Source organism: Flagellimonas pacifica, assembly GCF_900215465.1.
GTDB classification, from domain to species: domain Bacteria; phylum Bacteroidota; class Bacteroidia; order Flavobacteriales; family Flavobacteriaceae; genus Flagellimonas; species Flagellimonas pacifica.
Window position 1 is genome coordinate 153240 of record NZ_OBEH01000007.1, and the last position, 25818, is coordinate 179057.

At 38.9% G+C, this 25818-nt stretch carries 20 protein-coding genes; 9 read left to right on the top strand and 11 right to left on the bottom strand.

Annotation, left to right across the window (positions count from 1 at the left end; genetic code table 11):
* Positions 1-135: 135 nt before the first annotated feature.
* Complete coding sequence (gene mdh, locus CRO15_RS18165) at positions 136-1062, bottom strand: malate dehydrogenase (protein WP_097047278.1); 927 nt, start codon at positions 1060-1062, stop codon at positions 136-138.
* Between the two features lie 246 nt (positions 1063-1308).
* On the opposite strand from mdh, the gene CRO15_RS18170 reads away from it, so the two are divergent.
* Both CRO15_RS18170 and CRO15_RS18175 read left to right on the top strand, forming a co-directional pair.
* Positions 1309-1677 carry a hypothetical protein gene (locus CRO15_RS18170; protein WP_097047279.1) on the top strand — a complete coding sequence of 123 codons (369 nt, stop codon included), beginning with the start codon at positions 1309-1311 and terminating at the stop codon, positions 1675-1677.
* Between the two features lie 140 nt (positions 1678-1817).
* Positions 1818-2378 (top strand): DUF6882 domain-containing protein, encoded by a 561-nt coding sequence (locus CRO15_RS18175; RefSeq protein ID WP_133067289.1) that lies wholly within the window; start codon positions 1818-1820, stop codon positions 2376-2378.
* A gap of 2 nt (positions 2379-2380) precedes the next feature.
* Here CRO15_RS18175 and CRO15_RS18180 read toward each other — a convergent pair whose 3' ends face one another.
* On the bottom strand, positions 2381-3391 hold the full coding sequence (locus tag CRO15_RS18180) for a DUF6588 family protein (RefSeq protein ID WP_097047281.1): 1011 nt from the start codon (positions 3389-3391) through the stop codon (positions 2381-2383).
* A gap of 259 nt (positions 3392-3650) precedes the next feature.
* Between CRO15_RS18180 and CRO15_RS18185 the strand changes: the two genes are divergently transcribed.
* Complete coding sequence (locus tag CRO15_RS18185) at positions 3651-6227, top strand: carboxylesterase family protein (RefSeq protein WP_097047282.1); 2577 nt, start codon at positions 3651-3653, stop codon at positions 6225-6227.
* Positions 6228-6297: 70 nt separating this feature from the next.
* On the opposite strand, the gene gyrB is transcribed toward CRO15_RS18185, so the two are convergent.
* Together gyrB and asnB are read right to left on the bottom strand one after the other, a co-directional pair.
* Positions 6298-8238 carry a DNA topoisomerase (ATP-hydrolyzing) subunit B gene (gyrB, locus tag CRO15_RS18190; protein ID WP_097047283.1) on the bottom strand — a complete coding sequence of 647 codons (1941 nt, stop codon included), beginning with the start codon at positions 8236-8238 and terminating at the stop codon, positions 6298-6300.
* Positions 8239-8484: 246 nt separating this feature from the next.
* Positions 8485-10155: an asparagine synthase B gene (gene asnB, locus CRO15_RS18195; RefSeq protein ID WP_097047284.1), complete on the bottom strand. Its 1671-nt coding sequence runs from the start codon at positions 10153-10155 to the stop codon at positions 8485-8487.
* Between the two features lie 242 nt (positions 10156-10397).
* Here asnB and CRO15_RS18200 point away from each other — a divergent pair, with 242 nt between their 5' ends.
* Entirely contained in the window at positions 10398-10928 is a 531-nt protein-coding gene (locus CRO15_RS18200; protein WP_097047285.1) for a DUF2911 domain-containing protein, read from the top strand.
* Between the two features lie 46 nt (positions 10929-10974).
* Here the strand turns inward: CRO15_RS18200 and CRO15_RS18205 are convergent, their stop codons facing one another.
* Together CRO15_RS18205 and CRO15_RS18210 are read right to left on the bottom strand one after the other, a co-directional pair.
* Positions 10975-12597 (bottom strand): amidohydrolase, encoded by a 1623-nt coding sequence (locus CRO15_RS18205; RefSeq protein ID WP_097047286.1) that lies wholly within the window; start codon positions 12595-12597, stop codon positions 10975-10977.
* A 49-nt stretch (positions 12598-12646) separates the two neighbouring features.
* Positions 12647-13660 carry an OmpA family protein gene (locus CRO15_RS18210; protein WP_165770002.1) on the bottom strand — a complete coding sequence of 338 codons (1014 nt, stop codon included), beginning with the start codon at positions 13658-13660 and terminating at the stop codon, positions 12647-12649.
* 231 nt (positions 13661-13891) lie between these two features.
* Between CRO15_RS18210 and CRO15_RS18215 the strand changes: the two genes are divergently transcribed.
* Positions 13892-14302 carry a carboxypeptidase-like regulatory domain-containing protein gene (locus tag CRO15_RS18215; protein ID WP_133067290.1) on the top strand — a complete coding sequence of 137 codons (411 nt, stop codon included), beginning with the start codon at positions 13892-13894 and terminating at the stop codon, positions 14300-14302.
* A 25-nt stretch (positions 14303-14327) separates the two neighbouring features.
* Here CRO15_RS18215 and CRO15_RS18220 read toward each other — a convergent pair whose 3' ends face one another.
* The 3 genes from CRO15_RS18220 to CRO15_RS18230 all read right to left on the bottom strand — a co-directional run bounded on the left by CRO15_RS18220 (position 14328) and on the right by CRO15_RS18230 (position 20309).
* On the bottom strand, positions 14328-15443 hold the full coding sequence (locus tag CRO15_RS18220; protein ID WP_097047289.1) for an OmpA family protein: 1116 nt from the start codon (positions 15441-15443) through the stop codon (positions 14328-14330).
* 75 nt (positions 15444-15518) lie between these two features.
* Positions 15519-17270, bottom strand: a complete 1752-nt coding sequence (locus CRO15_RS18225) for a TonB-dependent receptor (protein ID WP_097047290.1) — start codon at positions 17268-17270, stop codon at positions 15519-15521.
* Positions 17271-17285: 15 nt separating this feature from the next.
* Entirely contained in the window at positions 17286-20309 is a 3024-nt protein-coding gene (locus CRO15_RS18230; RefSeq protein ID WP_097047291.1) for a tetratricopeptide repeat protein, read from the bottom strand.
* Positions 20310-20455: 146 nt separating this feature from the next.
* On the opposite strand from CRO15_RS18230, the gene CRO15_RS18235 reads away from it, so the two are divergent.
* The 3 genes from CRO15_RS18235 (at position 20456) to ppgK (ending at position 22425) form a co-directional block, all read left to right on the top strand.
* Positions 20456-21139, top strand: a complete 684-nt coding sequence (locus CRO15_RS18235) for a cell division ATP-binding protein FtsE (RefSeq protein ID WP_097047292.1) — start codon at positions 20456-20458, stop codon at positions 21137-21139.
* 2 nt (positions 21140-21141) lie between these two features.
* Entirely contained in the window at positions 21142-21573 is a 432-nt protein-coding gene (locus tag CRO15_RS18240; protein ID WP_097047293.1) for a hypothetical protein, read from the top strand.
* An 84-nt stretch (positions 21574-21657) separates the two neighbouring features.
* Positions 21658-22425, top strand: a complete 768-nt coding sequence (gene ppgK / locus CRO15_RS18245) for a polyphosphate--glucose phosphotransferase (RefSeq protein ID WP_097047294.1) — start codon at positions 21658-21660, stop codon at positions 22423-22425.
* Here the strand turns inward: ppgK and typA are convergent.
* Both typA and CRO15_RS18255 read right to left on the bottom strand, forming a co-directional pair.
* On the bottom strand, positions 22422-24221 hold the full coding sequence (gene typA / locus CRO15_RS18250) for a translational GTPase TypA (RefSeq protein ID WP_097047295.1): 1800 nt from the start codon (positions 24219-24221) through the stop codon (positions 22422-22424). The genes ppgK and typA overlap by 4 nt on opposite strands.
* Positions 24222-24318: 97 nt before the next feature.
* A complete protein-coding gene (locus CRO15_RS18255) occupies positions 24319-24864 on the bottom strand; it encodes a hypothetical protein (protein WP_243397018.1) in 546 nt (181 codons plus the stop codon).
* Between the two features lie 128 nt (positions 24865-24992).
* Between CRO15_RS18255 and kdsA the strand changes: the two genes are divergently transcribed.
* Complete coding sequence (gene kdsA / locus CRO15_RS18260) at positions 24993-25811, top strand: 3-deoxy-8-phosphooctulonate synthase (RefSeq protein ID WP_097047296.1); 819 nt, start codon at positions 24993-24995, stop codon at positions 25809-25811.
* Positions 25812-25818: the final 7 nt, after the last annotated feature.

A 25818-nucleotide genomic window follows, 5' to 3' on the forward strand; every position in this document is an offset into this window, starting at 1 on the left:
TTAAATTTTTAGATGTTTTCTTAAACAGCGTGCAAATATATCATTTCCCATAAGATTTGCCAATAGAATTTGCGGGAATTGCAAATGGGCAGAGGATTCTGCCCATTTATTTTAATTCGCTATTTGTCTTTTGGATTATAGTTCCAGCAATCCATTGGTTTTTTTAACGCCTGCCGCGCTTTCTTGCATTTTGGCTTTTTCGGCATCGCTCAGTTCTATCTCAACTACTTTTTCAATACCATTTCTCCCCAATAATACAGGTACACCGATGCAAATATCATTAAGTCCATATTCTCCTTCCAAAAGTGTGGAACAGGGGAACATTTTCTTCTGATCACAAGCAATGGCCTGCACCAAACCAGAAACCGCAGCCCCAGGAGCATACCAAGCACTCGTACCCAATAATTTAGTCAACGTTGCTCCTCCTACTTTGGTTTCCTCAACCACCCATTGCATTTTTTCTTCTGAAATAAATTCAGAAACTTTTACACTGTTTCTAGTGGCATGACCAATTAATGGTACCATGCCTTTATCACTGTGGCCACCAATTACCATTCCATCTATATCCGAAATTGGAGCTTCCAATGCCTCGGCCAATCTGTATTTGAAACGGGCGCTGTCCAAAGCACCACCCATACCAATAATCCTATGTTTTGGCAGGCCAGTAGTTTTATGTACCAAATAGGTCATAGTATCCATTGGATTACTTACCACAATTAAAATAACGTTTGGCGAGTGCTCCAAAAGACTAGCAGATACTGTTTTTACAATTCCAGCATTGATTCCGATCAATTCCTCACGAGTCATTCCAGGTTTACGAGGAATTCCAGAAGTAATTACCGCAATATCGCTACCAGCAGTTTTTGAATAATCGCTTGTACTCCCGGTTATTTTGGTATCAAAACCATTCAAGGAGGCAGTTTGCATCAAATCCATTGCCTTTCCTTCGGCATATCCTTCTTTAATGTCCAATAAAACAACTTCAGATGCAAAGTTTTTCATTGCAATATACTCGGCACAGCTAGCTCCCACTGCACCTGCTCCAACTACGGTAACTTTCATTTTTTTAGGTTTAAATTTTAATCGCTCAAAAATAAGGCATTTAGGTCAGAAAAAAACTGACATTTGTCCATTTTAGACTCCATCGTTTTTCTTAAGACCTTGTAGGTAAAATAAACGTAATGTTAACAGAATGAGTAGTTCAACGAAGAAACATGGTCAAACTCTACCATACATCGAATTTACTACAATAGTTCTTCCTTTAACACCGTTCTAATAGTCCCAAATCACAATTAACCTACTTTGCCTATGAAAAAAATCTTTTCATTGCTATCAATTGTGTGCATTATTGCTATTAGCAACTGTACCAGTATTCCAGAAAATAATGACCCCATTTTGGGTATCTGGGCCAAAAGTTCTTCTTCAATTGATAACAAAAATGGAAACACCACTCGGGAAGAGTGGATTTTCAACGATGTATACCTAGGTAGATACCAACGTTACTCTAATTCCAAATTGACATTTTATACTGATTTTAAATGGTCTGAAGAGAATGGAGCTTATAACATTATTTATGCCGATGCAGAAGTTAATGATGTAACGGTTAACTTGGAAGAAACCAACGACCCTGAAGTTTTAGCCCTGGAGAATGGTTCTGTCTTCGCCACTAGGGAATAACCAAAGAAGGCACACCATATGAAAATAAAAAGCTCCTGCTCTCAGGGGCTTTTTTTTGCATTTTTGAAGTTTCACACTAAATATTTGACACTATTTCATATATTTAAGTGGCTCCCCTTCACATATAACTATCTATATCTATGAAAACTTTCATATACCTTGGGGGCTTATTCTTCCTTAATCTAATCACTATAAATCAAAGTGTTATTCCGTACCAATATTCTATAAGTATTTTAGACTGCGAAGCATTTTACAAGACTGCAATGGATGAAATGGTTGCTGACCAGAACAGTTTCATGGAAAAATACCTTAAAGGCGATGAAGGCGATTACGCCAGACACTATGACTTTAAAAACAGTGTCTTAAAAATCAGCAATAAAAAAAATGGGATTGTTGTATTGGAAATCGATTTTATCCATGTGGGGCATTTTGATGCAGAAAAAAGTGTTTGGCACTGGAGCTGGGAAGATGCCGATATTGACCCTAAACACGCTGAAAACTATAAAAAGGTAAAACAGTACGGGATAGAAAATGCATGTGATAAACTCACAGTAAAACAATGGCTAGGAAAAGAATTAAATGCTTGGGAAATGTCAGGAGCCGTCAACCACATTTTAAACGGAAAGGGTGCAGCTAGACACTACACCCATTCTGAATATAATTATGTTGTTTTTATGGATATTAGACCTAGGGTTGACTAATCCTACCTAAACCCAAAATTAACTCCAAAGGTCAAAGTACTGAATTCAGCAATGTTATAATCTGCGTTAAGACGAAAAAAACCAAGTTTCAATTTGGTTCCAATATTACCTGAAACACCGCTTACCTTGTTATTTATCATAAATGGGTCGTTATAAACTATGTCAGGCCCTGCAGTCTCCACTTCATATCTACCCAATATATTGGTATCGGATTTTCCAGTGATGTAATTCAGTCCTCCATAGAAGTTAATTACCGGTAAACGGGTTGATACAACTGCAGCAAAATTCCATGAGCTAAACTTGGTATCAATGCGTTGGTTTTCTCCAGAAACTGCTCCGGTATCCGTAAAATCGTATTCTCCACTTAGGTTGGTATATCCTATCACGGCTGAGATTGCAACTGGCAACAATTTATCTGCTGGAAGATGTTTGGTAAAATCATGTTGTATTCCAAACCCATAAAGTCCAATGGAAACATCATCCGTATTTATTTTAGGTAAAAACCTTGCTTTAACCTCCGTGCCTTTGATTAGGCCAACACTTGCCTGAATATATCCAGAAGGAACAAAATTCAGATCTTCTGAAGATAAACCTGAAGGGAGTTCAAATTGAGCACTTACTTGCTGTCCTTCAATGGTTGCATTAATGGCAACATCCACCCCTTCAATATCTCCAAGGGCCGTTGCCACTTCTTTAGAACTACTACCGTCTACAAATTGTACATTTTCGTAGTCAGCTGTATTTAGGGTAAAGGATTTTTTATTTGATTTATTCTTGAAACCTGTAATGTTACCAACAATTGAGATTTCAAATCCAGCTAAAGGTTTGGCGTCGGCCGTATTGTACCATCCATTTGAAATACTATAAATCCCTGCTTCCGTAACAGGAGCCAGCCAACTTGTAGTAAAACGTTCGGCATCATTAAGACCCGCCGCTAAGAGGTCATTGAGGTTAGATTGTGCCATTCCAAAGGAAAAACTACACAAAGCGAGCAAAAGAACTATTCTTTTCATCTTGTAAAATTTTTCCTAAAACTATAAAACTCACCTAGCAGGAGCGATTTTTTGTTGTGAAACACCATTATCTATGCATTTAATGTTTACTTGGTGTTGGCAATTTTTAACGTATTCCCTTAAAAACCCGCTGTAAAAAAGCTTTCTGATGACATTTTATTGGTATAGCCCAGTTGTCTGTCGACCCAAGGTTATGGGTCAGCTATTCTTTTTGTCCTTATAAAACCAATTATCTACTTTTCATTTCAAATCGTTCATTATGAAAAAATACCCTATTCATCAGTCGTTAATCATCTTATTTGCACTTATTTCAACTTTTACCATATCAGCTCAAAAACGTCAAGGCAACATTGTTGAATATTTTGGAAAAGAAAAAGTAAATGATGTCAAGGAAGGAAAAATAGCCCATGTGTTTAAAGATGCCCTCTACCTAACTACTAAAAGAAGCGCTTTAAATTCAATTTCTTTTCCTCCGGATATGATATTTAAGGATTTTTTAATGAGCGACAAAACTGTTTCCGAAGGAGAAATTGCAACTATTGATGATACCGGAACATCCCACTCTTGGACCAAAATCGAGGTAGATGAAACCAACACATTCAATGATCCAGCACTTCGAGGGGCATATCTATACCTTAGTTATCGTTCCCCAGCAGCCAAAACCGTACTTTTTGAAGCTTCCGGACATACACAAGCTATTATCAATGGCTATCCGCACGAAGGGGACTATTATGATTTTGGTTATAGTTTAATTCCAATCCAACTAAAAAAGGGAATTAATGTGTTTGTATTAAAAGCAGGGCGATTTTCTAGGATGCGCGCTCGTTTGATCCAACCAAAAGCTCCTATTATCCTAACAACTCGAGACATGACACTGCCAGACCTGTTGGCGGAAGAAAGTATGGACTACAAAGGGGCAATTCGGGTCATCAATACATCTGAAAGCTGGGCCAAAAATTTTCAAATTAAGGTAAAACATTTAGGAAAAGAGTCCTTATCATCTATTTCATCAATTCCTCCAATGAGTACTAGAAAAGTATCTTTTGATATTCCTCCAGTGAACAAAAATTCGGAGCCCTCAAGGTCCAAACTAGAATTAAAGTTACTTAGTAATTCGGGTTCCGAACTGGACAGTCAAGATGTGGATATTCAAATAAAATCAAAGTACGGAAAGCACAAACGTACTTTTATGAGTCAGATTGATAACAGCGTTCAATATTTCAGTGTTGCTCCCTCATCTACAGAAGAGTTAAAAGATGGGGCTTTGTTTTTATCTGTTCATGGAGCTTCTGTTGAAGCAGTGAATCAAGCCAATGCTTACAAACAAAAGGATTGGGGGCATGTTGTAGCACCAACCAACCGAAGACCTTTTGGTTTTGCATGGGAAGATTGGGGCAGATTGGATGCATTAGAGGTTTTGGCTGAAGGAAAAAAGATTTACCGGCCTGACCCTCAAAAAATTTACCTTACCGGACATTCTATGGGCGGACATGGAACTTGGTATTTGGGCGCTACATATCCCGATAAATTTGCTGCCATTGCCCCTTGTGCAGGTTACCCTGACCTTTTAGGGTATAGGGACAGTTTTGTTAAACGTGCACTAAAAGCTACCGAGGCTGAGCGTAAACGATGGGGCATTACTTCTGAACGGTTAAAACAGATGCAGAAAAAACCCCAACTTACAGATATGGACCACATGATTCTTCGTGCTGGTAACCCTAGCCGTACCTTAAAGCTAAAACGGAACTATCTACAACAAGGAGTTTATATTCTGCATGGCGAAAAAGACAATGTTGTACCTACTTTTATTGCAAGGGAAATGCGGGAAGAACTGGGAAAATTCCATCCAGATTTCACGTATTACGAGTATCCGGAAGGAACCCATTGGTATGGAGATCACAGTATGGATTGGCCTCCTATTTTTGAATTGTTCAAAAACAGAACGATAAAGTCCGATTCGCTGATCAACAAAATGGAATTTTATACCGCCTCCCCAGGGGTTTCTGCTAAATCGCATTTTATTACCATATACCAACAACAAAAGCCCTTCGAAATCAGTTCAGTTGATTTTTCCAAGGAAAATGGTCCAGCTGTCACAACCAATAATGTATTAATCCTTGGTATGGACCTGGAATCGATGAAATTAAAATCAGATAGCATTACCATAGATAATGTACTCCTTAAAGTACCTTCAAAGAACAAAGCTTTTTACAAAAAGACAACTGAGGGATGGCAACTCACCTCAAAACCTTCTCTAAAAGAAAAGGGACCACACCGAAATGGTGGTTTTAAAGATGCTTTTAACAACCAAATGGTTTTTGTGTACGCCACCAAAGGAAACACAATGGAAAACAAATGGTATTTTAACAAAGCTCGTTTGGATGCCGAGACTTTTTATTACAGAGCCAATGGCTCCGTGGAATTAGTTCCTGATACAGATTTTGACCTTAAGAAATATGCCGACAGGAACGTTGTCCTATATGGAAACAAAAGCAACAATTCTGCCTGGAAAAAGCTTTTAAAAGACTTTCCTGTACAAGTAGAAAACAATCTTGTTACATTGGATCAGAAAGTTATTAAAGGAAACCAATGGGGATTATACTTTATTGCTCCGCGACCTGATAGTGATACAGCCAGTGTAGGTGTGGTAAGTGCAACCGGAATCAATGGCATGAAAGCGATTTACAGCAACCACTATTTGTTAAATGGCACATCCTACCCAGATTTGCTACTCTTTGGTGATGATATTATGGAATACGGATCTGACGCCGTTAAGTGTGCCGGTTTTTTTGGCAATGATTGGTCCATTGAAAATGGAGATTTTCAGTGGCGATAGTCCATCTTACAATAACCCATAAAAAAATCCCAAGAAAACTTGGGATTTTTTTGTTCATGTTTCTAATCCGTTAAGCATCAATATTGGCGTAAACGGCATTTTTCTCAATGAATTCTCTTCTTGGTGGCACTTCATCTCCCATTAGCATAGAGAAAATACGATCAGATTCTGTTGCATTATCTATACTTACTTGGCGTAGTGTTCTAAACTCAGGGTTCATTGTTGTGTCCCATAATTGTTCTGCGTTCATTTCACCAAGACCTTTATATCGCTGGATTCCAGCTCCTCCGTTCATGGATTCCACTATCTCATCCCGTTCCTTATCATCCCATGCATACCTGCGCTTGGTCCCTTTTTTAACCAAGTACAATGGTGGAGTGGCAATATAAACATGTCCTCCTTCAATAAGTTCTCGCATGTATCGGAAAAAGAAAGTAAGAATCAAGGTTTCAATGTGGCTACCATCCACATCAGCATCACACATGATGACAACTTTATGGTAACGCAATTTTTCAAGGTTCAAAGCTTTACTATCTTCCTCGGTACCAATGGTAACACCAAGGGCAGTATAGATATTTTTGATTTCTTCGTTTTCAAAAACCTTGTGCTGCATGGCTTTCTCCACATTCAAAATCTTTCCACGAAGTGGTAAAATAGCCTGAAAATTTCTATCACGACCTTGTTTTGCAGTTCCACCTGCAGAATCCCCTTCCACCAAGAACACTTCACATTTTGTTGGATCTTGTTCTGAGCAATCGGACAATTTCCCAGGTAATCCGCCAACACTCATTGGATTCTTACGCTGAACCATTTCACGGGCCTTGGCAGCTGCATGTCTGGCTTGGGCCGCTAGCTTTACTTTTTCAACTATTTGCTTGGCATCTTCCGGATGCTCTTCCAAATAATTGGCCAACATTTCAGAAACTGCCTGACTCACCGCACTGGTTACCTCTCGGTTACCCAATTTGGTCTTGGTCTGTCCTTCAAATTGTGGTTCTGCAACTTTAACAGAAACAATGGCAGTAAGTCCTTCACGAAAATCATCTCCAGAAATTTCAAACTTTAGTTTGTCCAACATTCCCGAACCATCTGCATATTTCTTCAATGTAGAGGTCAATCCTCTTCTAAAACCGGATAAATGTGTGCCTCCTTCGTGGGTATTAATGTTATTTACATAAGAATGGAGGTTTTCTGTGTATCCATTGTTATAGATCATGGCAACTTCTACAGGAATTCCATTTTTCTCGCCTTCCATAGAAATCACACTTTGGATCAATGGCTCACGAGTTCCATCCAAGAACTTAATAAATTCCTTTAATCCTTCTTTAGAATGAAAAGTTTCTGTGATATACTCCCCCTTTTCATCTTTATTTCGTTTATCAGTGAGGGTTATGGTAATTCCTTTATTCAGATAGGAGAGTTCACGCATTCTATTTGACAAAGTCTCATAACTATACTCAATGGTTTGGGTAAAAATGGTTTCATCGGGCATAAAAGTCACTACCGTTCCCGTTTCCTTGCTCTCACCAGTACTTTTAACAGGATATAATGATTTACCTCTCTCGTATTCTTGTTCCCAAATTTTACCTTCTCGGTGAACCGTTGCTTTTAAATGGCTTGACAATGCATTTACACAAGAAACCCCAACACCATGCAGACCACCTGAAACTTTATAGGAATCTTTATCAAACTTACCTCCCGCTCCAATCTTGGTCATTACAACTTCCAAAGCAGAAACTCCTTCTTTTTTGTGAAGGCCTACTGGAATACCCCTACCATTATCTTTTGTGGTTATGGAGTTGTCTTCGTTTATAATAACATCAATGGTGTCACAGTGACCGCCCATGGCTTCATCTATGGAATTGTCCACTACTTCATATACCAAATGGTGCAATCCCCTTACTCCAACATCTCCAATATACATGGAAGGTCTCATACGTACGTGCTCCATGCCCTCAAGGGCTTGGATGCTATCCGCCGAATATTGATTTTTTTTAGCCTCTTCGCTCATATATTTTCTTTAGTTACCTTGAAAATTTCAAATCTTACAAATATAAAGAATACCCAGTGAAATTAGGTTATTGAAGCACTTTAGAGCGTCTAAGTTATCAACAAACAAATGTGGAAAAATATGACTGTTTTTTGTGCTCAACCAGGGTTTATAAAAATCAAAAAGCCCCTTGGTTAAGGGGCTTTTCTGACTAATTCAAATAAAACAAAACTACATCTTCCTACTTCACGTTTTATTTACGGTTAATTACTTTGTATAGGCATCCTCATGGACATTGGCCACGGCCCTACCCGAAGGGTCATTCATATTTTTAAACGCTTCATCCCATTCCAGTGCAATTTTGGTACTACAGGCAACCGAAGGTTCTTGTGGAACACATAAAGCAGCCGCATCTGAAGGAAAATGTCCTTCAAAAATGGAACGATAGTAATATTCTTCTTTGGTGGTCGGTGTTTGAATAGGGAATTTGAAATGGGCATTGGCCAATTGCTTATCACTAACTTCTTCTTCCACGATTTGTTTTAAGGTATCTATCCAACTATAACCAACTCCATCTGAGAACTGCTCTTTTTGCCTCCAGGCCACACTCTCTGGCAAATAATCTTCAAATGCCTTACGCACCACCCATTTTTCCATGCGTTCCCCGTTGATCATTTTATCTTTTGGGTTGATTCGCATAGCGACATCCATAAATTCTTTATCCAAAAACGGAACACGGCCTTCAATTCCCCAGGCGGCCAATGATTTATTCGCCCTAAGACAATCATACATGTGTAATTTGTCCAGTTTTCTTACGGTTTCTTCATGAAAATCTTTTGGACTTGGGGCTTTATGGAAGTAAAGGTATCCTCCGAACAACTCATCGGCTCCTTCGCCAGAGAGCACCATCTTTATCCCCATTGATTTGATAACCCTAGCCATTAAATACATGGGTGTGGAAGCCCTAATGGTGGTAATATCATAGGTTTCCAAGTTGTAAATGACATCTTTGATGGCATCAAGTCCCTCTTGGATGGTAAATTTTATCTCATGGTGAATGGTACCGATATGATCGGCCACTTTTTGAGCGGCAGCCAAATCGGGCGAGCCTTCAAGTCCAACCGAAAATGAATGCAATTGTGGCCACCAAGCTTCTTTGGTGTCCCCAGATTCAATTCGCATTTGGGAATATTTCTTGGCTACGGCCGAAGTTACCGAAGAATCCAATCCCCCAGATAGCAGTACTCCATAGGGCACATCAGACATCAATTGGCGGTGCACCGCAGCCTCCAAGGCATCTTTTATTTCTTGGATACTGGTCTCGTTCTCTTTAACTGCCTCATAATCCATCCAATCCCTTTTGTACCATTTTTTGAATTCTCCATCAGAACTATGTAAATAGTGTCCCGGAGGAAACAATTCTATTTTTGAGCATGTTCCTTCCAAAGCTTTAAGTTCAGAAGCCACATAAAAGGTTCCGTTTTTATCCCATCCTATATATAATGGAATAATTCCCATATGATCTCTTGCAATAAAATACTCATCCTTTTCACTATCATAAATGGCAAAACCAAAAATACCGTTCAAGTCGTCAACAAAATCAACTCCTTTTTCTTGGTATAGTGCCAAAATAACTTCACAATCGGATTGTGTCTTAAATTCATATTTACCCTCAAATTGCTTTCTAAGCTCTCTATGGTTGTAAATTTCACCATTGGCGGCCAATATCAATTTACCATCCTCGCTGAGTAAAGGTTGTTTCCCAGAAGCCGGGTCAACAATAGCTAATCGCTCATGAGCCAAAATGGCTTTTTCATCTGAATATATCCCGCTCCAATCTGGACCTCTATGCCTTACTTTTTTGGACATCTCCAAAAGTTGAGGTCTTAATTTTTCCGCACTTTCCTTTATATCAAATGCACATACTATTCCGCACATATCTTTATCTTTATAACAATTTATACTGCAAATATTATTTTAATATTTCAATTAATAAATAGTTTTATCATATTAAACTACAATATGAAACTTTATTGGTCAAAATATGAATAAAGTGATATGATTAATATCGAAAACAGCAGTTTATCGAACACTTTGAAAGGTCTGTTAAATTTTAACGTCTCTTTATAAAAACATCATTTAATTACATCCTAGTTTTGAAGACAACTAAAATCATAATCATGAAAAATGTATTCTTACTTACTTTTTTAACCTTAGCCTTGGTTTTTTCTACTGAAGCAACCGCTCAAAAGTTTAGCGGATTGGACAAAAGCCCTGCTGATATTGCTTCTTACCCTACTAGCTACAGAGTTTCTGATAAAGCGGTTCGGGTGATTTATAGTAGACCCCAGTTAAAGGGACGAAGCCTTTCTGAACTTGCTCCTGCCGGTAAGGTTTGGAGAACCGGAGCCAATGAAGCCGCAGAAATCACTTTTTACAAGGATGCCACCGTAGGTGGAAAATCCGTAAAAGCGGGAACCTATTCTTTGTTCACCATTCCAGGTGATGACGAATGGACGGTAATATTGAACAGTAATTTGAACCAATGGGGAGCATATTCTTATGACAGTGCTGCCGATGTGGTAAGAGTTACGGCCAAAGCCAGTACCGATGGGGAGTCTTTGGAGGCATTCTCAATTGCTTTTACTGACGATGGCGATTTGGTCATGGGGTGGGGAACCACACGTGCTTCTTTAGCCATAAGCCAATAAAACAACAATTTTAAAGTTGAAAAAGCGGGCCAGATGGCCCGCTTTTTTATTTCATCTGTTTTCCACTGATAAAAACCTGTTCAGCTTTCAGGTTGGGTATGTCATCCACTGGCATATCCATAATATCATTGCTCAAGACCACAAAGTCTGCCAATTTGCCTACTTCAATGCTTCCTTTTTCACTCTCTTCAAAATTGGAATATGCCGCCCAAATGGTCATTCCCCTTAAAGTCTCTTCGCGTGACAGCGCATCTTTCATTTGAAAGCCTTCTTCTGGGTACTTTTCCAAATCTTGTCGAGCTACCGCTGCATAAAATGTTAAAAACGGACTCACACGTTCTACAGGAAAATCAGTTCCTAAAGCAATCAATCCTGCTTTATCCAATAGTTTTTTATACGCGTAGGCTCCTTTTACACGTTCGGGACCTAAGCGGTCTTCGGCCCAATACATATCACTAGTGGCATGGGTGGGTTGAATGGAGGGAATAATTCCGTTCTCAAAGTAATCAAAATCTTGCTCAGAAACTACTTGCGCATGTTCCACTTTCCAACGTCTATCTTGTTTTCCTTCAAGTGCTTTTTGATAGGCCCTTAGCACCACAACATTAGCGGAATCTCCAATGGCATGGGTATTCATTTGGTATTCCGAAGCTGCAATACGCTCTGCCAAACCTTCAATTTGATCCACTGGGGTTACCATAGCTCCAAAATGCCCATCTTGATCCGAATATGGTTTTTTCAGAGCCGCTCCCCTAGAACCCAAAGCTCCATCACCGTAAACTTTTACAGAACGCACATGAAGCCCATCCGTTTTGATAATTCCTTTATCCAAATAGTAATCCAGGTTATCCGGATTGTTGCTGATCATGGCATATACTCTAATGGATAGATCATCTGCTTTTTGAAGGCTATCTATAAGTTCGATGGTGCTTTTGTTCAGTCCTGCATCGTTTACGGTGGTTAGTCCGTAATCCAAGCACAGTTTTTCAGCATCTCTAAGAGCTTGAACTTGCATTTTTCTGCTAGGTTTGGGTATTATCGCGTTTATCATCCCCATGGGATTGTCCACTAAAACTCCAGTCAGTTTTCCATCTTTCTTTACTATAGCCCCTCCTTCAACTTCCGTTTCCATAGTTATTCCAGCTAAATCCAAAGCTTTTTGGTTGACCAAATAGGCATGTCCATCTACACGTCGTAAAGCAACAGGGATATCTGGAAAGAGTTCATCCAATTTTTCCTTTGTCGGGAATTCCTTGACCTCCCAGTCATTTTGGTCCCATCCCCTTCCTCTCACAAAGTTGGAAGGGTTACTTTTTTGGAATGCGACCACTTTTTCCAGTATTTCCTCAAAACTGGTCGTTCCTACCAAGTCCACAACTAGTTGATTCAGCCCCAATCCATAAAAATGGCAATGGGCATCAATCAATCCCGGAACAATGGTTTTTCCTTGAACATCCAGTTCTTTTTTCGCATGGTAATTTTGCAGTAGCTGTTCTTTGTCTCCCACCGCCGCAAACTTTCCATCTTTGATTGCTATACCATTGGCTATGGAAAATTCAGCATCAACCGTATAGATATTTGCATTGAGTACAATTAAATCCACTTCTTCTTTAGAATTGCAGGCGGCAAAAAGGAGAAGAATGGAAAAGCTGAAAAGAATTTTTTTCATGTTTTGAGGATTTCCTCAAAAATAGAAAATGTAACGCTATGGAGTTGTGCTAATTATCATTAAAATCCGTCATCACAAACTCAACCCTACGATTGGAAAGATGATCTTCTTTGATTCTTCCGTTTCCTAGTGGCCTTGTGTCCCCAACACCTTCCCATACAATACGATCATCATCAACACCGAGTTTTTTGAGATAAATAGCAACTGCCCTAGCTCTTAATGAAGATATAAACTTGTTGTACCCGGGCTGTCCAACATTATCCGAATGACCGGTAATCTTCATCTGTACCTCTGTATTTTCTTTGAGGTATTTGAATATCTTTTTGACGCTTGCTATTGCCTCATTATCCAATTCGTACCCTTTGGGCTCAAATGGGTTGCGTTCCAAAACATATATCTTGTCTTTTTCGTAATTTACCCTTGGTAATTCTTCCAATACTAAATTATCAACATAATAATACGAGTAGTCACTTGATACTATGGGGCTTTCTTGCTGCAACAATACTGTATTTGTATTGTTTTTAAAATTCCCCACAATGATATGATTTTCAAAACCTTTAGCTTCAAATTCAGCTGTCAATGTAACCCAATCGTCCGTACTTGCCAACGATTTGTTCGGTTTCAGTCTTACTTCATGAAACAACACGCCCTCTTGTAAATCCAGACGGGAACTGGTCAAAGCAGAACCATTGGGAAATTTTACTTTTTTATTGATCAGTATAATTGACATATCCTTTAAGGCAAGACTAGAAGTCTCGGCAAGACTTAATTGCAATGATATTTTGTAGGGATGCTTTTCTCTGAGCGTTTTGCTGGTATTTAGTTGCACATATTCACGATAGTCGTTCAATGCATAGAAGTAAAGCCCTGCATAACCTGTGCCATCAATTGCTTCTTGTGAACCTTTAAAATTGGCAGGTACACTAAAATCATTTGACCCACATTCATTGAAATAGTCTCCTGAACTTGAGGATGGCAATGAAACATCCTCAAGAAGAGCATCAAAACTGGTGATGTTCAACGGACAGGATTTATAATTTTCAAAGCCAGGGTTTAGAATCAAATTTTGCCCAAAAAGTGGGGTCCTCACTAAAAAACAAAAACTGAAGAATAAAAAAATACGAGTAACCTTATAAAGCATAGTTGTGTTGATTTGGGTTCTCGTAGTGCCTATACAAACGTGGTTTTCTCGTTCATATTGTTTAACTCTAGGTTTTTGAGGCATGAAATTTCATTATTCTTATCATACTAACTTTCAATAAAATACGTTACTTATAGTCCAAATCTTATTTCAATGCGGATAGTGACCTATATGCTGGTTTTATCTTTTGTTCCCTACTTTGGACTTTGCCAAAACAAGATTAGTGGTAAAATAGTTGATGAACTGGGATTTCCCGTTTATAGAGCTTCGGTTGAAATAAATGCAACGGACAGTATCACTTATACGGACTACGACGGATCCTTTACACTGATCAGTGAAAAAGATTTTCATTGGAAAATTAATATCAAATCCAAAGGTTATAAACCTGAATCGTTTTTTGTTTTGAATGGTGGCAATACAGGTAACATCATATTAAAATATGATGTAGATATCAATAAGTTATTGGATGGCAGTTCAGGCCTATATCAAAAGTTTTACTGGGACTCGTGGAACAATGAAATCTTGTTTCCAAAATCGGAAGGCCTTTTAGTCAGTGTTTTTTAATTAATCCCTTTTTTGGGGTTAGTTGTCATTCATCAACAAACTCGGTCATAACAAATTCCACTCTTCGGTTTTTCCGTCTTGCTTTATCCGTTAATGTGCTATCTAAGGGAATCTTATCTCCGTAACCTGTAGAAGTAATACGACCTTTTTCTAATCCCAAGCGTATTAAATACCTAGCAACGGTTTTCGCCCTTTGGTCAGACAACACCTCGTTGTACTCTTCTGAGCCCAAATCATCTGTGTGTCCACTAATTGAAACTTTTAAGTTGGGGTTCTTTTGAAGGTATTCGAAGACATCTTTTAAGCTTTGCTTAGCCTTGGGTTCCAACTCAAAACGGTCAAAATCAAAATTAACATGATTAAGCACATAGCTCTGGTTAGTTTTATAGTCAGGTCCAAGGTATATCAGGGAAACGTCGTCCAAATAGTAGTAGGAGTATCCCTCCGTTTTGGCAGGATTGTTTTTAAAATCTAAATACAAGGTTCCTCCATTGCTTTTGAAGTTTCCAAGAACAAGATTGTTTTCAAATCCTTTTGCAACTATATCCAAACTCACCTGCATCCATTCCTTCTTATCATCATAAAAACCCGTTGCAGAAAATTGCTTTGCATGGGTAGTTTTGATTGATTCTGATGATAAAACGGCATTAGATAGCTGACGTTTGGTATGTATGGATAATGGCTTTTCGGAGAAAACTGCACCGATATCCATAACGGCACCATCTGATTTTTCAGAAAGACTCAAAGAAAGACTCAATCTGTATCGATGTCCTTTCTTCAGGGTTTCGGATAACTCTACCTGTATGTATTCCCTATAATCTTTAGGAGCAAAAAGGTATAATCCGGCGTAACCATTCCCTTCATATGCCTCCTGTTTTCCCTTAAAATTCATTGGGATACCCAACTTAGTCTTGCTGCACTCATTAAAATAATCCGTAGTACCCAAAGTTGGAGCATTCCAAAATTCAGTATCTCGATTTAGATTGCTCATTTTAACAGGACATTCCACAAAATCTTCAAATCCGCCATTGCGGACAAAATTTTGAGCTATCCCTGACTGTAAAGTCAAGAGTAAAACGGTGTAGGTCGGTATGTTGATGAATCGTAATCGCATGACTTCCAATTCAAATGGAGCACCCATTCCATATTAAATAGATGGGATGGGATTCAAATCATAACGATTTTCTTAGTTATTTATTGTGTATTTACCTACAAACTAGAAGTCAAACTTATAGGATACTCCAGCTAATGCCTGAAAACCTTGAACTCTAAAGTTGGCCCATCTTTGATAATCATTGTTAGCAATATTGGAAGCTTTTAGAAAGACCGAAAGCTGTTCGTTAAAGCGATATCCTACGTGTGCATTGGCATCAAAAAATCCGTCTAAAGTAACAATGGTCGCTGGAAATTCTGAAGGCACTACATTCTGAACAGCCTGAGACACTAAATCATCCCGCTCCCCAATATAAAACAGGTTGGCACCAAAATACCACTGTTTGTTAACTTGATAATCCATAAACAATGATCCCTTTATAGAAGGTAAGTTCCATGCCGGATTATCCGTTTCGGTATCATAATCATAAAACTCCGCATTGATTCCTAATGTGAAATTCCGATTCACGTCAACATTTAACTCTCCAAAAATCCCTAGAGTTTTTACGTCATCATAAAACACCTGGAACGAATTTCCGTAGAAATACCCCTTTTCATCAGTTCTAAAAAGATTCTGAGGATTTAAAAAGAACAATGGCTTTCTATTTTCTGCAGTGTAAGATCCTTTAATATTGTAGCCAACATTGGATAACAACTGTCCTTTCAGTCCAATATAACCCTCATATTGTTTATCCGTAGGCCTAACATCCAAAGTAGGAGAAACGTATGGGTTTTCTGAAACAAAATCATAATAGGAGTTTTGCTTGAGCTCTCCCTCAACTCCACCATAGGCAATTACAGATTCATCCAACAAACGATAGGATGCAGTTACCGCTGGATAAATATAAAAATCAATATCATCGTTTTCGGTATCCATTCCGTAAACAATATTAGCGCCTAAATTTAGGGTAAGGTCATCCCTAAGCACAAGCAAACTTGGATTTAAACTGGCCTGAAACTGGCTATAGTTGATTTCACCAGTATTGGTGGTACTGTTCAATGATGCATTTTTAAAATTCCCGTTTACATAATCCAGTTTTGTATTTATGGTCACCAACTCCTCGGTGATAGGTAACTCAATGGTCGGATTAATGACAACGCGGTTCTCTCCGGATTCGGAAGTATCCCAAAACCTTCGCACCAATACATTTCCTTTCTTAAAGAAAGAATCTTCCAAATTTAAGTGAGCCTTGCCCTGCACATTAAAATAATTCTGCTTTTCATCAATTGAAGCAACGGTGACCTCATCAAATGCATTGTTTTCAATCCCGTACCAATTATATGATTGGTGTTGAAGTCCAATACTGGCCCCCCAATCCATATCCCTATCCTTTTTGGCGTAGGAAGCATCAAACTTGGTATTGTAAAAATCTGTTTCAAGAGGTGTGCTTTCAATATCTCCCCGAGAGGAATGATGGCTCAACCCAAAATCCAACAAATCCTCTCCCCTATTAAATTCTCTGCTGGTATATAAATCTACTAATGCGTTGTTGAAATTTCCCAAACCAACTGATGCATAGGAATTATACAAGGTTGGAGGAGGTGTCTTTTTTACTCGAGATGCCTTTCCTTTTGCAGGGGTAAAGGTAGATGCGACCGGTACCGAAAAAATACTGTAGTTGATTTCCTTTTTCTGTAGCACGATGGAATCGTTAAGATTGGGAACGGATTTCACTTTAAAGGCATCTGAAACGGTGGGGGAATACGGTTTTACAACAGTAACCGTTTCAGTGCCAATATCATCGGTTTCCTGAGCTGAAACAGCTCCCCAAAGGCCCAAAAATAGTACTGAAAATATATGGATGTTCTTTTGCATGATGTGTCTCGTTTTTTAATTGCCGTTAGGATCAACTGAAGAATTGCTCTGCGCTTCCCTTGATTTTATAATGGATAACTCTCCTTTGGCCTCAGCAACTATATCATTGTATTCTGCAAAATTGGTAATCACGCTCTCCAATATATAGGTGGCCTGAAAAGCATCGCCCAGTGCGTAAAAATTCTTGGCCATTATTATCAATCCCTTTCCTCCCCATTCTTTATATGCGGAATAATCCTTAGCCAATTTTTGAACCGATGTATTGGAAGCTTCAAAATTCTGGTTTTTGTTCTTAAAATAACCATCATAGTACCAGGCCTCCGCAGCTAATTCACCTGTGGCAATCTTCTTTACCTCTTGGTATGCAGTTTCCGCCAAGCGTTCATCATTGGTTGCAATGGCAGAGCGTGCAATCATAATTTGTGCATCACTTTTAATCCGGTTATCAATTTTTGGTGCTTTCAATACTTTTTCGGCATAGGCAATGGTCTGCGCATAATTTTCTTGCCCGTAGTACCCTTTCATTAAGTTGGACTGAGCAAAAGTCCTGTTTTGAGAAATCTCCGCCGTATTTTCCAATTGCTGTAAATATGGAATGGCACTCTGATAATCTTGTTTTCCAACATAAACCTCACATACCCTGGTAAGGGCCTGCTCTGTATATTCGCCACTACCACTATCCGCTACCGTTTTGTATTTAGGTAATGCAGCTTCTTTGTTTCCTTTGTAAAAGTATAGTTGTGCCAAATTAAAATTGACCTGCAATGCATGGAGCCCATTTGGAAACTCCTTTAAATAATCCTCATAACCCTTAATGGCTGCTTCTGATTTTCCTTCTGCCCGTTTTCTATCGGCTGCTTCAAAACTAGCGTTATCTAATTCAGCATCGGTAACTTCAACAAAATCCAAGTTTCTGGCCCAAGCCGCATACTCGCTTACTCTTCCTTCATCAACATATACCAATTTGGCGGTTGCCACGGCCTGTTTGGCTTCTTGGGTGTTAGGGTATTTTTGGACCACACCTTTTAGTTTTGTTAGCGCTTGATCATTCCTATTGGCATTGTAATGCACCAATCCTTGCCTTAACATGGCCCGAGGAGCAAATTTGCTCCTTCCATATTCTTCAATCAAACGATCATAGGTTTGGAGTCCCATATTTTCATTGCCTCCCTTTATGTAGGAATTACCAAGTTCAAAGAATGCATCATCACGAAGTGAAGATTTAGGGTATCGTGTAAGAAATTGGTTCAATCCATCAATCTTTGCCGAACTGTTTCCCAAAAACCCACTACATAATGCCTTTTGGAACGCTGCATAATCGCGTTCAGGTCCATTCATTTTGGAAGATTCATTGTAAGCGGATTGCGCAGATTTGTATTTGCTTGTCACAAAATAGCTATCTCCCAATCGCAAATAGCTATCGGCCAATCGTTCATTTTCCTCAGTTCCAGAGTTGGTCACATTTTTAAAATAGGAAATGGCGTTGCCATACTCCTTTAGTTTAAAATGGCAATACCCCAAATTGTAGTCTAAATTGGCATACTCCGGTAATTTATTGGAAGCAGGAAGCCTTTTAAATTCTGAAAAATCAGTAAGCGCCTCATCAAATCTATTCAATCTATATGCTGATTCGGCTTTCCAGTACAACGCCCGAGCTTCAAAATCTTTATTCCCTGCGCTTTTTAAAGATTTGGAAAATCGCTCCAACGCTGGTTCATAATCTCCGTCAATAAACAATTCCACTCCTCTGTAAAATGCCACTTTTTGATAGGTCTCCTTGCTGGCATAACCCTTGTTTTTCTCCAAAAGCTCCATGGCACCCTCAAAATTCTTGGAAGTAATATAGGAATCTACCAACAACTCCTGAATCTCTTGTTGGTGTTCATCCTTCGGGTATTTTTCCAAGTAAGTTGCCATTACTTGCGGAACAGGTTCGTATGCATTTCCAATCTCGTAGCTCAAACGCGCATAGTTCAACAAAGCATCTTTTTGGATTTCTGCACTAAAATCCATCTGGGAAGCATTTCTGAACGCATTCAACGCTTCCGGTTTTTTGTCCAGTTTTAAATAGCATTCGGCCAAATGGTAATATGCATTTTGTGAAACACTGTTGGTTCCTCCAATTATTTTATTGAATTGTTGAATGGCTCCTTCATAGTCTCCCTGCTTGTAATGGCTATATCCAGTTAGATAATAATCCGTATTGCTCAATTTTCCCCGTCTACCTCTATATTTTTTTAGATAAGGTATGGCTTCATCGTATTGTTTTAGGTTGAAGTAACTCTCCCCAATGATCTTGTTCAGTTCGGAAATTTCCTTGCGGTCAGATTTTGGCAATTGCTTTTTTGCCATGGCAATGGCCTCTTCAAAATTGCCCAGTTTAAAATTCAGGTCGGCTTGATAATAAGATAATTTTTCATTGAGCAATTCAGGGTCTGTTATTTGGTCAAACCGGGCACTGGCCTCATCATAATCATCCTGCTCATAAGCTATATACCCTAAATAATATTTGGCCTGCGACCCATATTTTGGAGAATTGCTCACCTTACTCAAATAGCGTTCTGCCTGTTTTGGTCTTTTTGAAGCATAAAGTGCATAGCCGTTATTGAAGTTGAAACGTTCTTTATCGTTATTGGACATAGCGGATTGATCCACTTTTTTATACCATTTAAGGGAATACGGGTATTTTCCAGTTTCAAAATAATAATCAGCTACATCCAAAAAAGCAGAATTCCGTTTGGTAGAAGTGGGATATCTGTCCACAAAATCCTCCATCAATTTATCGGCACCACGCTGATTCAACCGTATGGCAGCATTTGCCGAGTAGTAAGCACTGTTGGCCTCCGTTTCGTAATCTTTGGTGTTGGTTTTTATTTTATCAAAAATTGCCTGAGCTGCTTGGTATTGCTGATTATTGTACAAAGCAAGGGCATCTTGATACGCCTTTTTTTCGTGGGAATAAATTTCAGTTTTCTGTGCGGAAAGAATAAAAAACGACCCTAAACAAATTAGGGTTAAAATGAGGTTACTTCGATTCATAGTGTTCTACGCTGTTCTCGATTGACTGTTACCATAACGTCAAAATTTAGGCCAAAGTATATTTAAAAGTTAAGAAGCAGAATTTGCAAATGCTTAACCTGCTATAATTTTAGAACTTAGTACCTTTAGTTTTTCAATACAAAAATATGCCAGAAACCATATTAAAATTACAAGATGTAGCTGTTTTCCAAAATGAGAATCTCATTTTAAAGGACATTACCCTAGAAGTAAAAAAAGGAGAGTTTGTCTATGTGATTGGAAAAACTGGAAGTGGGAAAAGTAGTTTTATGAAAACCTTGTATGCGGATATCCCACTAAAACAAGGGACTGGCAGTGTGGTCGATTTTGATCTAAAAAAACTTCAAGAAAAAGACATTCCTTTTTTGCGAAGAAAATTGGGCATTGTATTCCAAGATTTTAAGCTACTTCCAGATAGAAATGTGAACAACAACCTCAAGTTTGTGTTAAAAGCCACAGGGTGGACGGATGCTTCCAAAATGGACAGCAAGATTGAAGAAGTATTGGATAAAGTTGGCATGAAAACCAAAGGTTTTAAATTTCCACATGAACTTTCAGGAGGGGAGCAACAGCGCATTGCCATTGCCCGTGCCCTGTTAAATGACCCTGAATTAATTCTTGCTGATGAGCCCACTGGAAATTTAGACCCACAAACCAGCGTAGAGGTTATGAAAGTGCTTCAGGACATCAATCAAAATGGACGTACAATCATTATGGCCACACACGACTATGCCCTAATATTGAAATATCCTCACAAGACCTTAAAATGTGATGGCAGCAAAGTCTTTGAAGTCATACAAAAAGCCATGTAACCATGATACTCAAAAAACAAGATTGCGGAAAGAAAAAGAAATCCAACCCAATTATTGGCATTTTACTCTTTCTTATTTCTATTGTTTTAATGATACTTACCGGCCCAATAGGTCTGGTTTTCGGGTTTTTTCATCAACTTTTCACTAAGGGTTTTAAAGGTATTGGGGAATTCGCCCTTAAAATTGCAGTTTCCATAGATCAATTGGGAAATGTAATTATGCGTCACCTTTTTAATGCATTGTGGATTACTAAGGATGGATATGAATTTGGAAATAGAGACGAGACCATTTCAAGTGCCTTGGGGAAAAATAAGCAGTTGGGCACATTAACCCCTTTTGGAAAGGCAATTGACAAAGTTCTGGATACCATTGACCCCGATCATACCCTTAATTCCATAGACTATTTTATAGAGCCTACTCTCAAAACTCGTTGAAAACTATTGGATATCGTAGTGCAGCCTATTTTTTGACCACCAAAAGTTTTTCGTTTATTTGTCAAAATAAATAACCATCCATTTATGGAAATTCTCGGTATTGATATCGGTGGGTCAGGCATAAAAGGTGCCTTGGTAAACGCCGAAACCGGAGAGATGTTGACCAAGAGACATCGTATTCCCACACCAAATTCTAGAAAGCCCAATGATATGGCGGAAGTGGTGAAACAGATTGTTGACCATTTTAATTATGAGGGACCAGTAGGTTGCGGTTTCCCCACTATAGTAAAAAATGGGGTTTGCCAATCAGCAGGAAATCTTCACCCTAGTTGGGTCAATGTAAATATCGATGAACTTTTTACGGCTGCCACTGGTCATGAATTTACTGTATTGAACGATGCCGATGCGGCTGGCTACGCTTCCATGAACTACGGCATTGGAAAAGGAAAGTCAGGATTAGTCATTATGATTACTATAGGCACCGGATTAGGAAGCGGTGCATTCTACAACGGTATATTATTGCCCAACTTTGAACTTGGTCAAATTCCCTATAAGAAATTCGATAAAATTGAACAATGGGCAGCAGCTTCAGCTAAGGAACGAGAGAATCTTTCTTATGAAAAATGGGGCAAACGCTTTAACAAATTTCTAAAGTACGTTGAGCTAATCATCTCCCCCGACCTCATCATTGTTGGTGGAGGCACCTCAAAAAAATGGAAGGAATTCAGTCATTTAATCACCATTGAAACAGAGGTCGTAAAAGCAGAATTAATGAACAATGCAGGAATAATAGGCCCCGCCGTGGCCTGTTTACGCGAACAACATCACGGACATTTGACCCAGAAGCGTTAAGCTATTTTGTTTCGTTTTCTATCCACTTCCTTTAGGAAGATTTTACGAAGACGAAGATGATTTGGAGTTACCTCAACGTATTCATCCTTTTGGATGTATTCCAAAGCTTCTTCCAATGAAAATTTGATGGCAGGTACAATTTTTGCCTTATCATCAGCACCAGCAGATCTTACATTGGACAGTTTTTTGGTCTTGGTCACGTTGATGGTCATATCATCCCCGCGTGAATTTTCACCAATAACCTGTCCTTCATAAATATCTTCTCCTGGATCAATAAAAAACTTTCCTCTTTCTTGCAGCTTGTCAATAGAATAAGGAATTGCAGTTCCATTCTCCATGGAAACCAATGAACCATTTATACGTTGTGCAATGTCTCCTTTTAAGGGTTGGTATTCCAAAAATCGATGCGCCATAATGGCCTCACCGGCGGTAGCCGTCAATAATTGGTTTCGCAAGCCGATAATTCCCCTGGATGGAATCACAAATTCACATAACATTCTAGAACCTTTGGCTTCCATACTGGTCATCTCTCCTTTTCGGATGGATACCATTTCCACAGCTTTTCCTGAAACCTCTTCTGGTAAATCGATGGTCAAATGCTCAACAGGTTCACATTTTACACCTTCAATTTCTTTGATAATAACCTGTGGCTGCCCAATCTGAAGCTCGTAACCTTCCCTGCGCATAGTCTCAATCAATACTGAAAGGTGCAAAACTCCCCGACCGAACACCATAAACTTATCGGCACTATCTGTTTCTTCAACGCGAAGGGCCAAATTCTTCTCCAATTCTTTTTCCAAACGCTCTTTGATGTGCCTAGAGGTAACAAATTTTCCATCCTTGCCAAAAAATGGACTATCGTTGATGGTAAAGAGCATGCTCATTGTAGGTTCATCAATGGCAATGGTTTTTAATTTTTCTGGATTTTCAAAATCAGCAACGGTATCGCCAATTTCAAAACCTTCTACTCCAACTATGGCACAAATATCTCCTGCTTCTACTTCTTCTACTTTCTTGCGTCCTAATCCTTCAAAGGTAAAAAGCTCTTTAACCCTGGTCTTTACAATTGAACCATCTCTTTTCACCAAAGAAATCTGTTGTCCTTCCCTTAAAGTGCCACGTTGCAATCTACCAATAGCAATACGGCCGGTAAAGGACGAAAAATCCAAGGAAGTAATCAGCATTTGTGTAGAGCCTTCTTCTGGTTTGAACTCAGGAACATGATCAATGACCATATCCAACAAAGGTTCTATATTTTCTGTTTGGTTTTGCCAATCCTCACTCATCCAATTGTGTTTGGCAGATCCATAAACGGTTGGAAAATCAAGTTGCCATTCTTCTGCCCCAAGTTCGAACATCAAATCGAACACTTTCTCATGCACTTCTTCTGGGGTACAATTTTCTTTATCAACTTTGTTAATGACCACGCAAGGCTTCAATCCTAAGTCAATAGCTTTTTGCAATACAAAACGGGTCTGGGGCATTGGTCCTTCAAAAGCATCCACCAACAACAAAACACCATCGGCCATATTAAGAACACGTTCCACTTCGCCACCAAAATCGGCGTGACCAGGGGTATCAATAATATTTATTTTAGTGTCTTTATAAACAACAGAAACATTTTTGGAAACAATGGTTATTCCACGTTCACGTTCCAAATCGTTATTGTCCAAAATAAGATCACCCTTGTTTTCATTGTCGCGGAACAATTGGCAGTGAAACATAATCTTATCAACCAAAGTAGTCTTACCGTGATCAACGTGGGCAATGATGGCAATATTCTTAATTTTGGACATAACCTATTTTTTAAGGCCGCAAAGATACTGCTATTTTCTACTTGTCAACACAATCAAAGGTTATTTTTATCTTACTGATTTTGAGAGAGTTCTAACATTATGGATTTTTACGTAAAACCCAGCCCAACTTTAGGGCAAGAAATAGCCCAACATTATCATCAAATTCATCAAAAAAATAAGCGGGACCTGCCTCAAACCTAAAACTTAGTCCTTTATGCCCTGTACGCTGTATCCCATATACAACTCCAGCACCTGCAAAGAAGTCAGATGCATAGTCCAAATCCCCAATAATTGCTTTTCCACTTTGTGCTGCAATCATAGGCGCAATATAGTTACCCGTATTTCCCGAAATATGTTTTCCTTTTTCCAACCTACGTTGCATATTATAGTAGTAGCGGTATTGTAACCTTCCAATGGGATAAACGCCAAAAGCAGTCTCACAACCCGTACATCCACGGAATGCAAAACCCATAGTTGCTTCTGCAGTTAAAGTTGAATTGGCCGAAATTCCTTGTTCATAAATCGCCCCTGGAAGCAAAAAATTAAGGGTAAATTGTTGCTTTTCAACATTTGAGGAATTTTGTGCAATTGAACTTTGAAGTGATAAAATCAGAAAAGCGGAAATCATTAGTACTTTTGACATAGATATTGATGTTTGGTTTAGATGGACAGCTTTCACAATTATCAAGCCAAAAATCATTCCAACATCGCTTCATTTGCACCATTTTAAAGTTTGGTAGATAGAGTATCTTTGCAAAAACTTTTACCAAAATGGATCTTTCTTATATTCCTCAAATAAAACATCTCAACAGTGACAATTTCTTTCTATTGGCAGGACCATGTGCCATTGAAGGAGAGGACATGGCACTCAAAATAGCCGAAAGGATAGTTTCCATTACAACTCAGCTTCAGATTCCTTTCGTATTCAAAGGAAGTTTTAAAAAGGCCAATCGGAGCAGGATTGATTCGTTCACTGGAATTGGAGATGAAAAAGCCCTAAAAATACTAAGAAAGGTTTCAGAAACTTTTGAAGTTCCAACAGTAACCGATATTCATGAAGTTTCTGATGCAGAAAAAGCCGCGGAATATGTTGATGTGTTGCAAATACCTGCTTTTTTGGTTCGCCAGACCGATTTGGTAGTGGCTGCTGCCAAAACAGGCAAAGTCGTAAATCTGAAAAAAGGGCAATTTATGAGTCCGGAAAGTATGCAACATGCGGTAAAAAAAGTAAAAGAATCCAGCAATGATCAGGCCTGGATCACGGATCGCGGTACCATGTTTGGTTATCAAGATATGATTGTTGATTTTCGTGGGATTCCCACCATGAAGCAATATGCCCCTGTGGTTTTGGATGTGACGCATTCCTTGCAACAGCCCAATCAATCCTCTGGAGTTACTGGTGGAAGACCGGCCTTGATAGAAACCATGGCACGCGCTGGAATAGCGGCGGGTGTGGATGGGCTTTTTATGGAAACCCATTTTGATCCAAAAAATGCAAAAAGCGATGGAGCCAATATGCTTGATTTGAGTTTATTGGAAAAGTTACTTACCAATTTGACGGCCATCAGAAAGGTTATTACCCAACTATAATCGTCAA

Bases quoted from the DNA above. Each gene is read 5' to 3' on its own strand.
- CRO15_RS18180 (WP_097047281.1), bottom strand. From the start codon at position 3,391: ATGAAAAGAATAGTTCTTTTGCTCGCTTTGTGTAGTTTTTCCTTTGGA.
- mdh (WP_097047278.1), bottom strand. From the start codon at position 1,062: ATGAAAGTTACCGTAGTTGGAGCAGGTGCAGTGGGAGCTAGCTGTGCC.
- kdsA (WP_097047296.1), top strand. From the start codon at position 24,993: ATGGATCTTTCTTATATTCCTCAAATAAAACATCTCAACAGTGACAAT.
- CRO15_RS18170 (WP_097047279.1), top strand. From the start codon at position 1,309: ATGAAAAAAATCTTTTCATTGCTATCAATTGTGTGCATTATTGCTATT.
- CRO15_RS18205 (WP_097047286.1), bottom strand. From the start codon at position 12,597: ATGAAAAAAATTCTTTTCAGCTTTTCCATTCTTCTCCTTTTTGCCGCC.
- gyrB (WP_097047283.1), bottom strand. From the start codon at position 8,238: ATGAGCGAAGAGGCTAAAAAAAATCAATATTCGGCGGATAGCATCCAA.
- typA (WP_097047295.1), bottom strand. From the start codon at position 24,221: ATGTCCAAAATTAAGAATATTGCCATCATTGCCCACGTTGATCACGGT.
- CRO15_RS18220 (WP_097047289.1), bottom strand. From the start codon at position 15,443: ATGGGTGCTCCATTTGAATTGGAAGTCATGCGATTACGATTCATCAAC.
- CRO15_RS18215 (WP_133067290.1), top strand. From the start codon at position 13,892: ATGCGGATAGTGACCTATATGCTGGTTTTATCTTTTGTTCCCTACTTT.
- CRO15_RS18230 (WP_097047291.1), bottom strand. From the start codon at position 20,309: ATGAATCGAAGTAACCTCATTTTAACCCTAATTTGTTTAGGGTCGTTT.
- CRO15_RS18185 (WP_097047282.1), top strand. From the start codon at position 3,651: ATGAAAAAATACCCTATTCATCAGTCGTTAATCATCTTATTTGCACTT.
- asnB (WP_097047284.1), bottom strand. From the start codon at position 10,155: ATGTGCGGAATAGTATGTGCATTTGATATAAAGGAAAGTGCGGAAAAA.
- CRO15_RS18175 (WP_133067289.1), top strand. From the start codon at position 1,818: ATGAAAACTTTCATATACCTTGGGGGCTTATTCTTCCTTAATCTAATC.
- CRO15_RS18225 (WP_097047290.1), bottom strand. From the start codon at position 17,270: ATGCAAAAGAACATCCATATATTTTCAGTACTATTTTTGGGCCTTTGG.
- CRO15_RS18255 (WP_243397018.1), bottom strand. From the start codon at position 24,864: ATGTCAAAAGTACTAATGATTTCCGCTTTTCTGATTTTATCACTTCAA.
- CRO15_RS18235 (WP_097047292.1), top strand. From the start codon at position 20,456: ATGCCAGAAACCATATTAAAATTACAAGATGTAGCTGTTTTCCAAAAT.
- CRO15_RS18240 (WP_097047293.1), top strand. From the start codon at position 21,142: ATGATACTCAAAAAACAAGATTGCGGAAAGAAAAAGAAATCCAACCCA.
- CRO15_RS18200 (WP_097047285.1), top strand. From the start codon at position 10,398: ATGAAAAATGTATTCTTACTTACTTTTTTAACCTTAGCCTTGGTTTTT.
- ppgK (WP_097047294.1), top strand. From the start codon at position 21,658: ATGGAAATTCTCGGTATTGATATCGGTGGGTCAGGCATAAAAGGTGCC.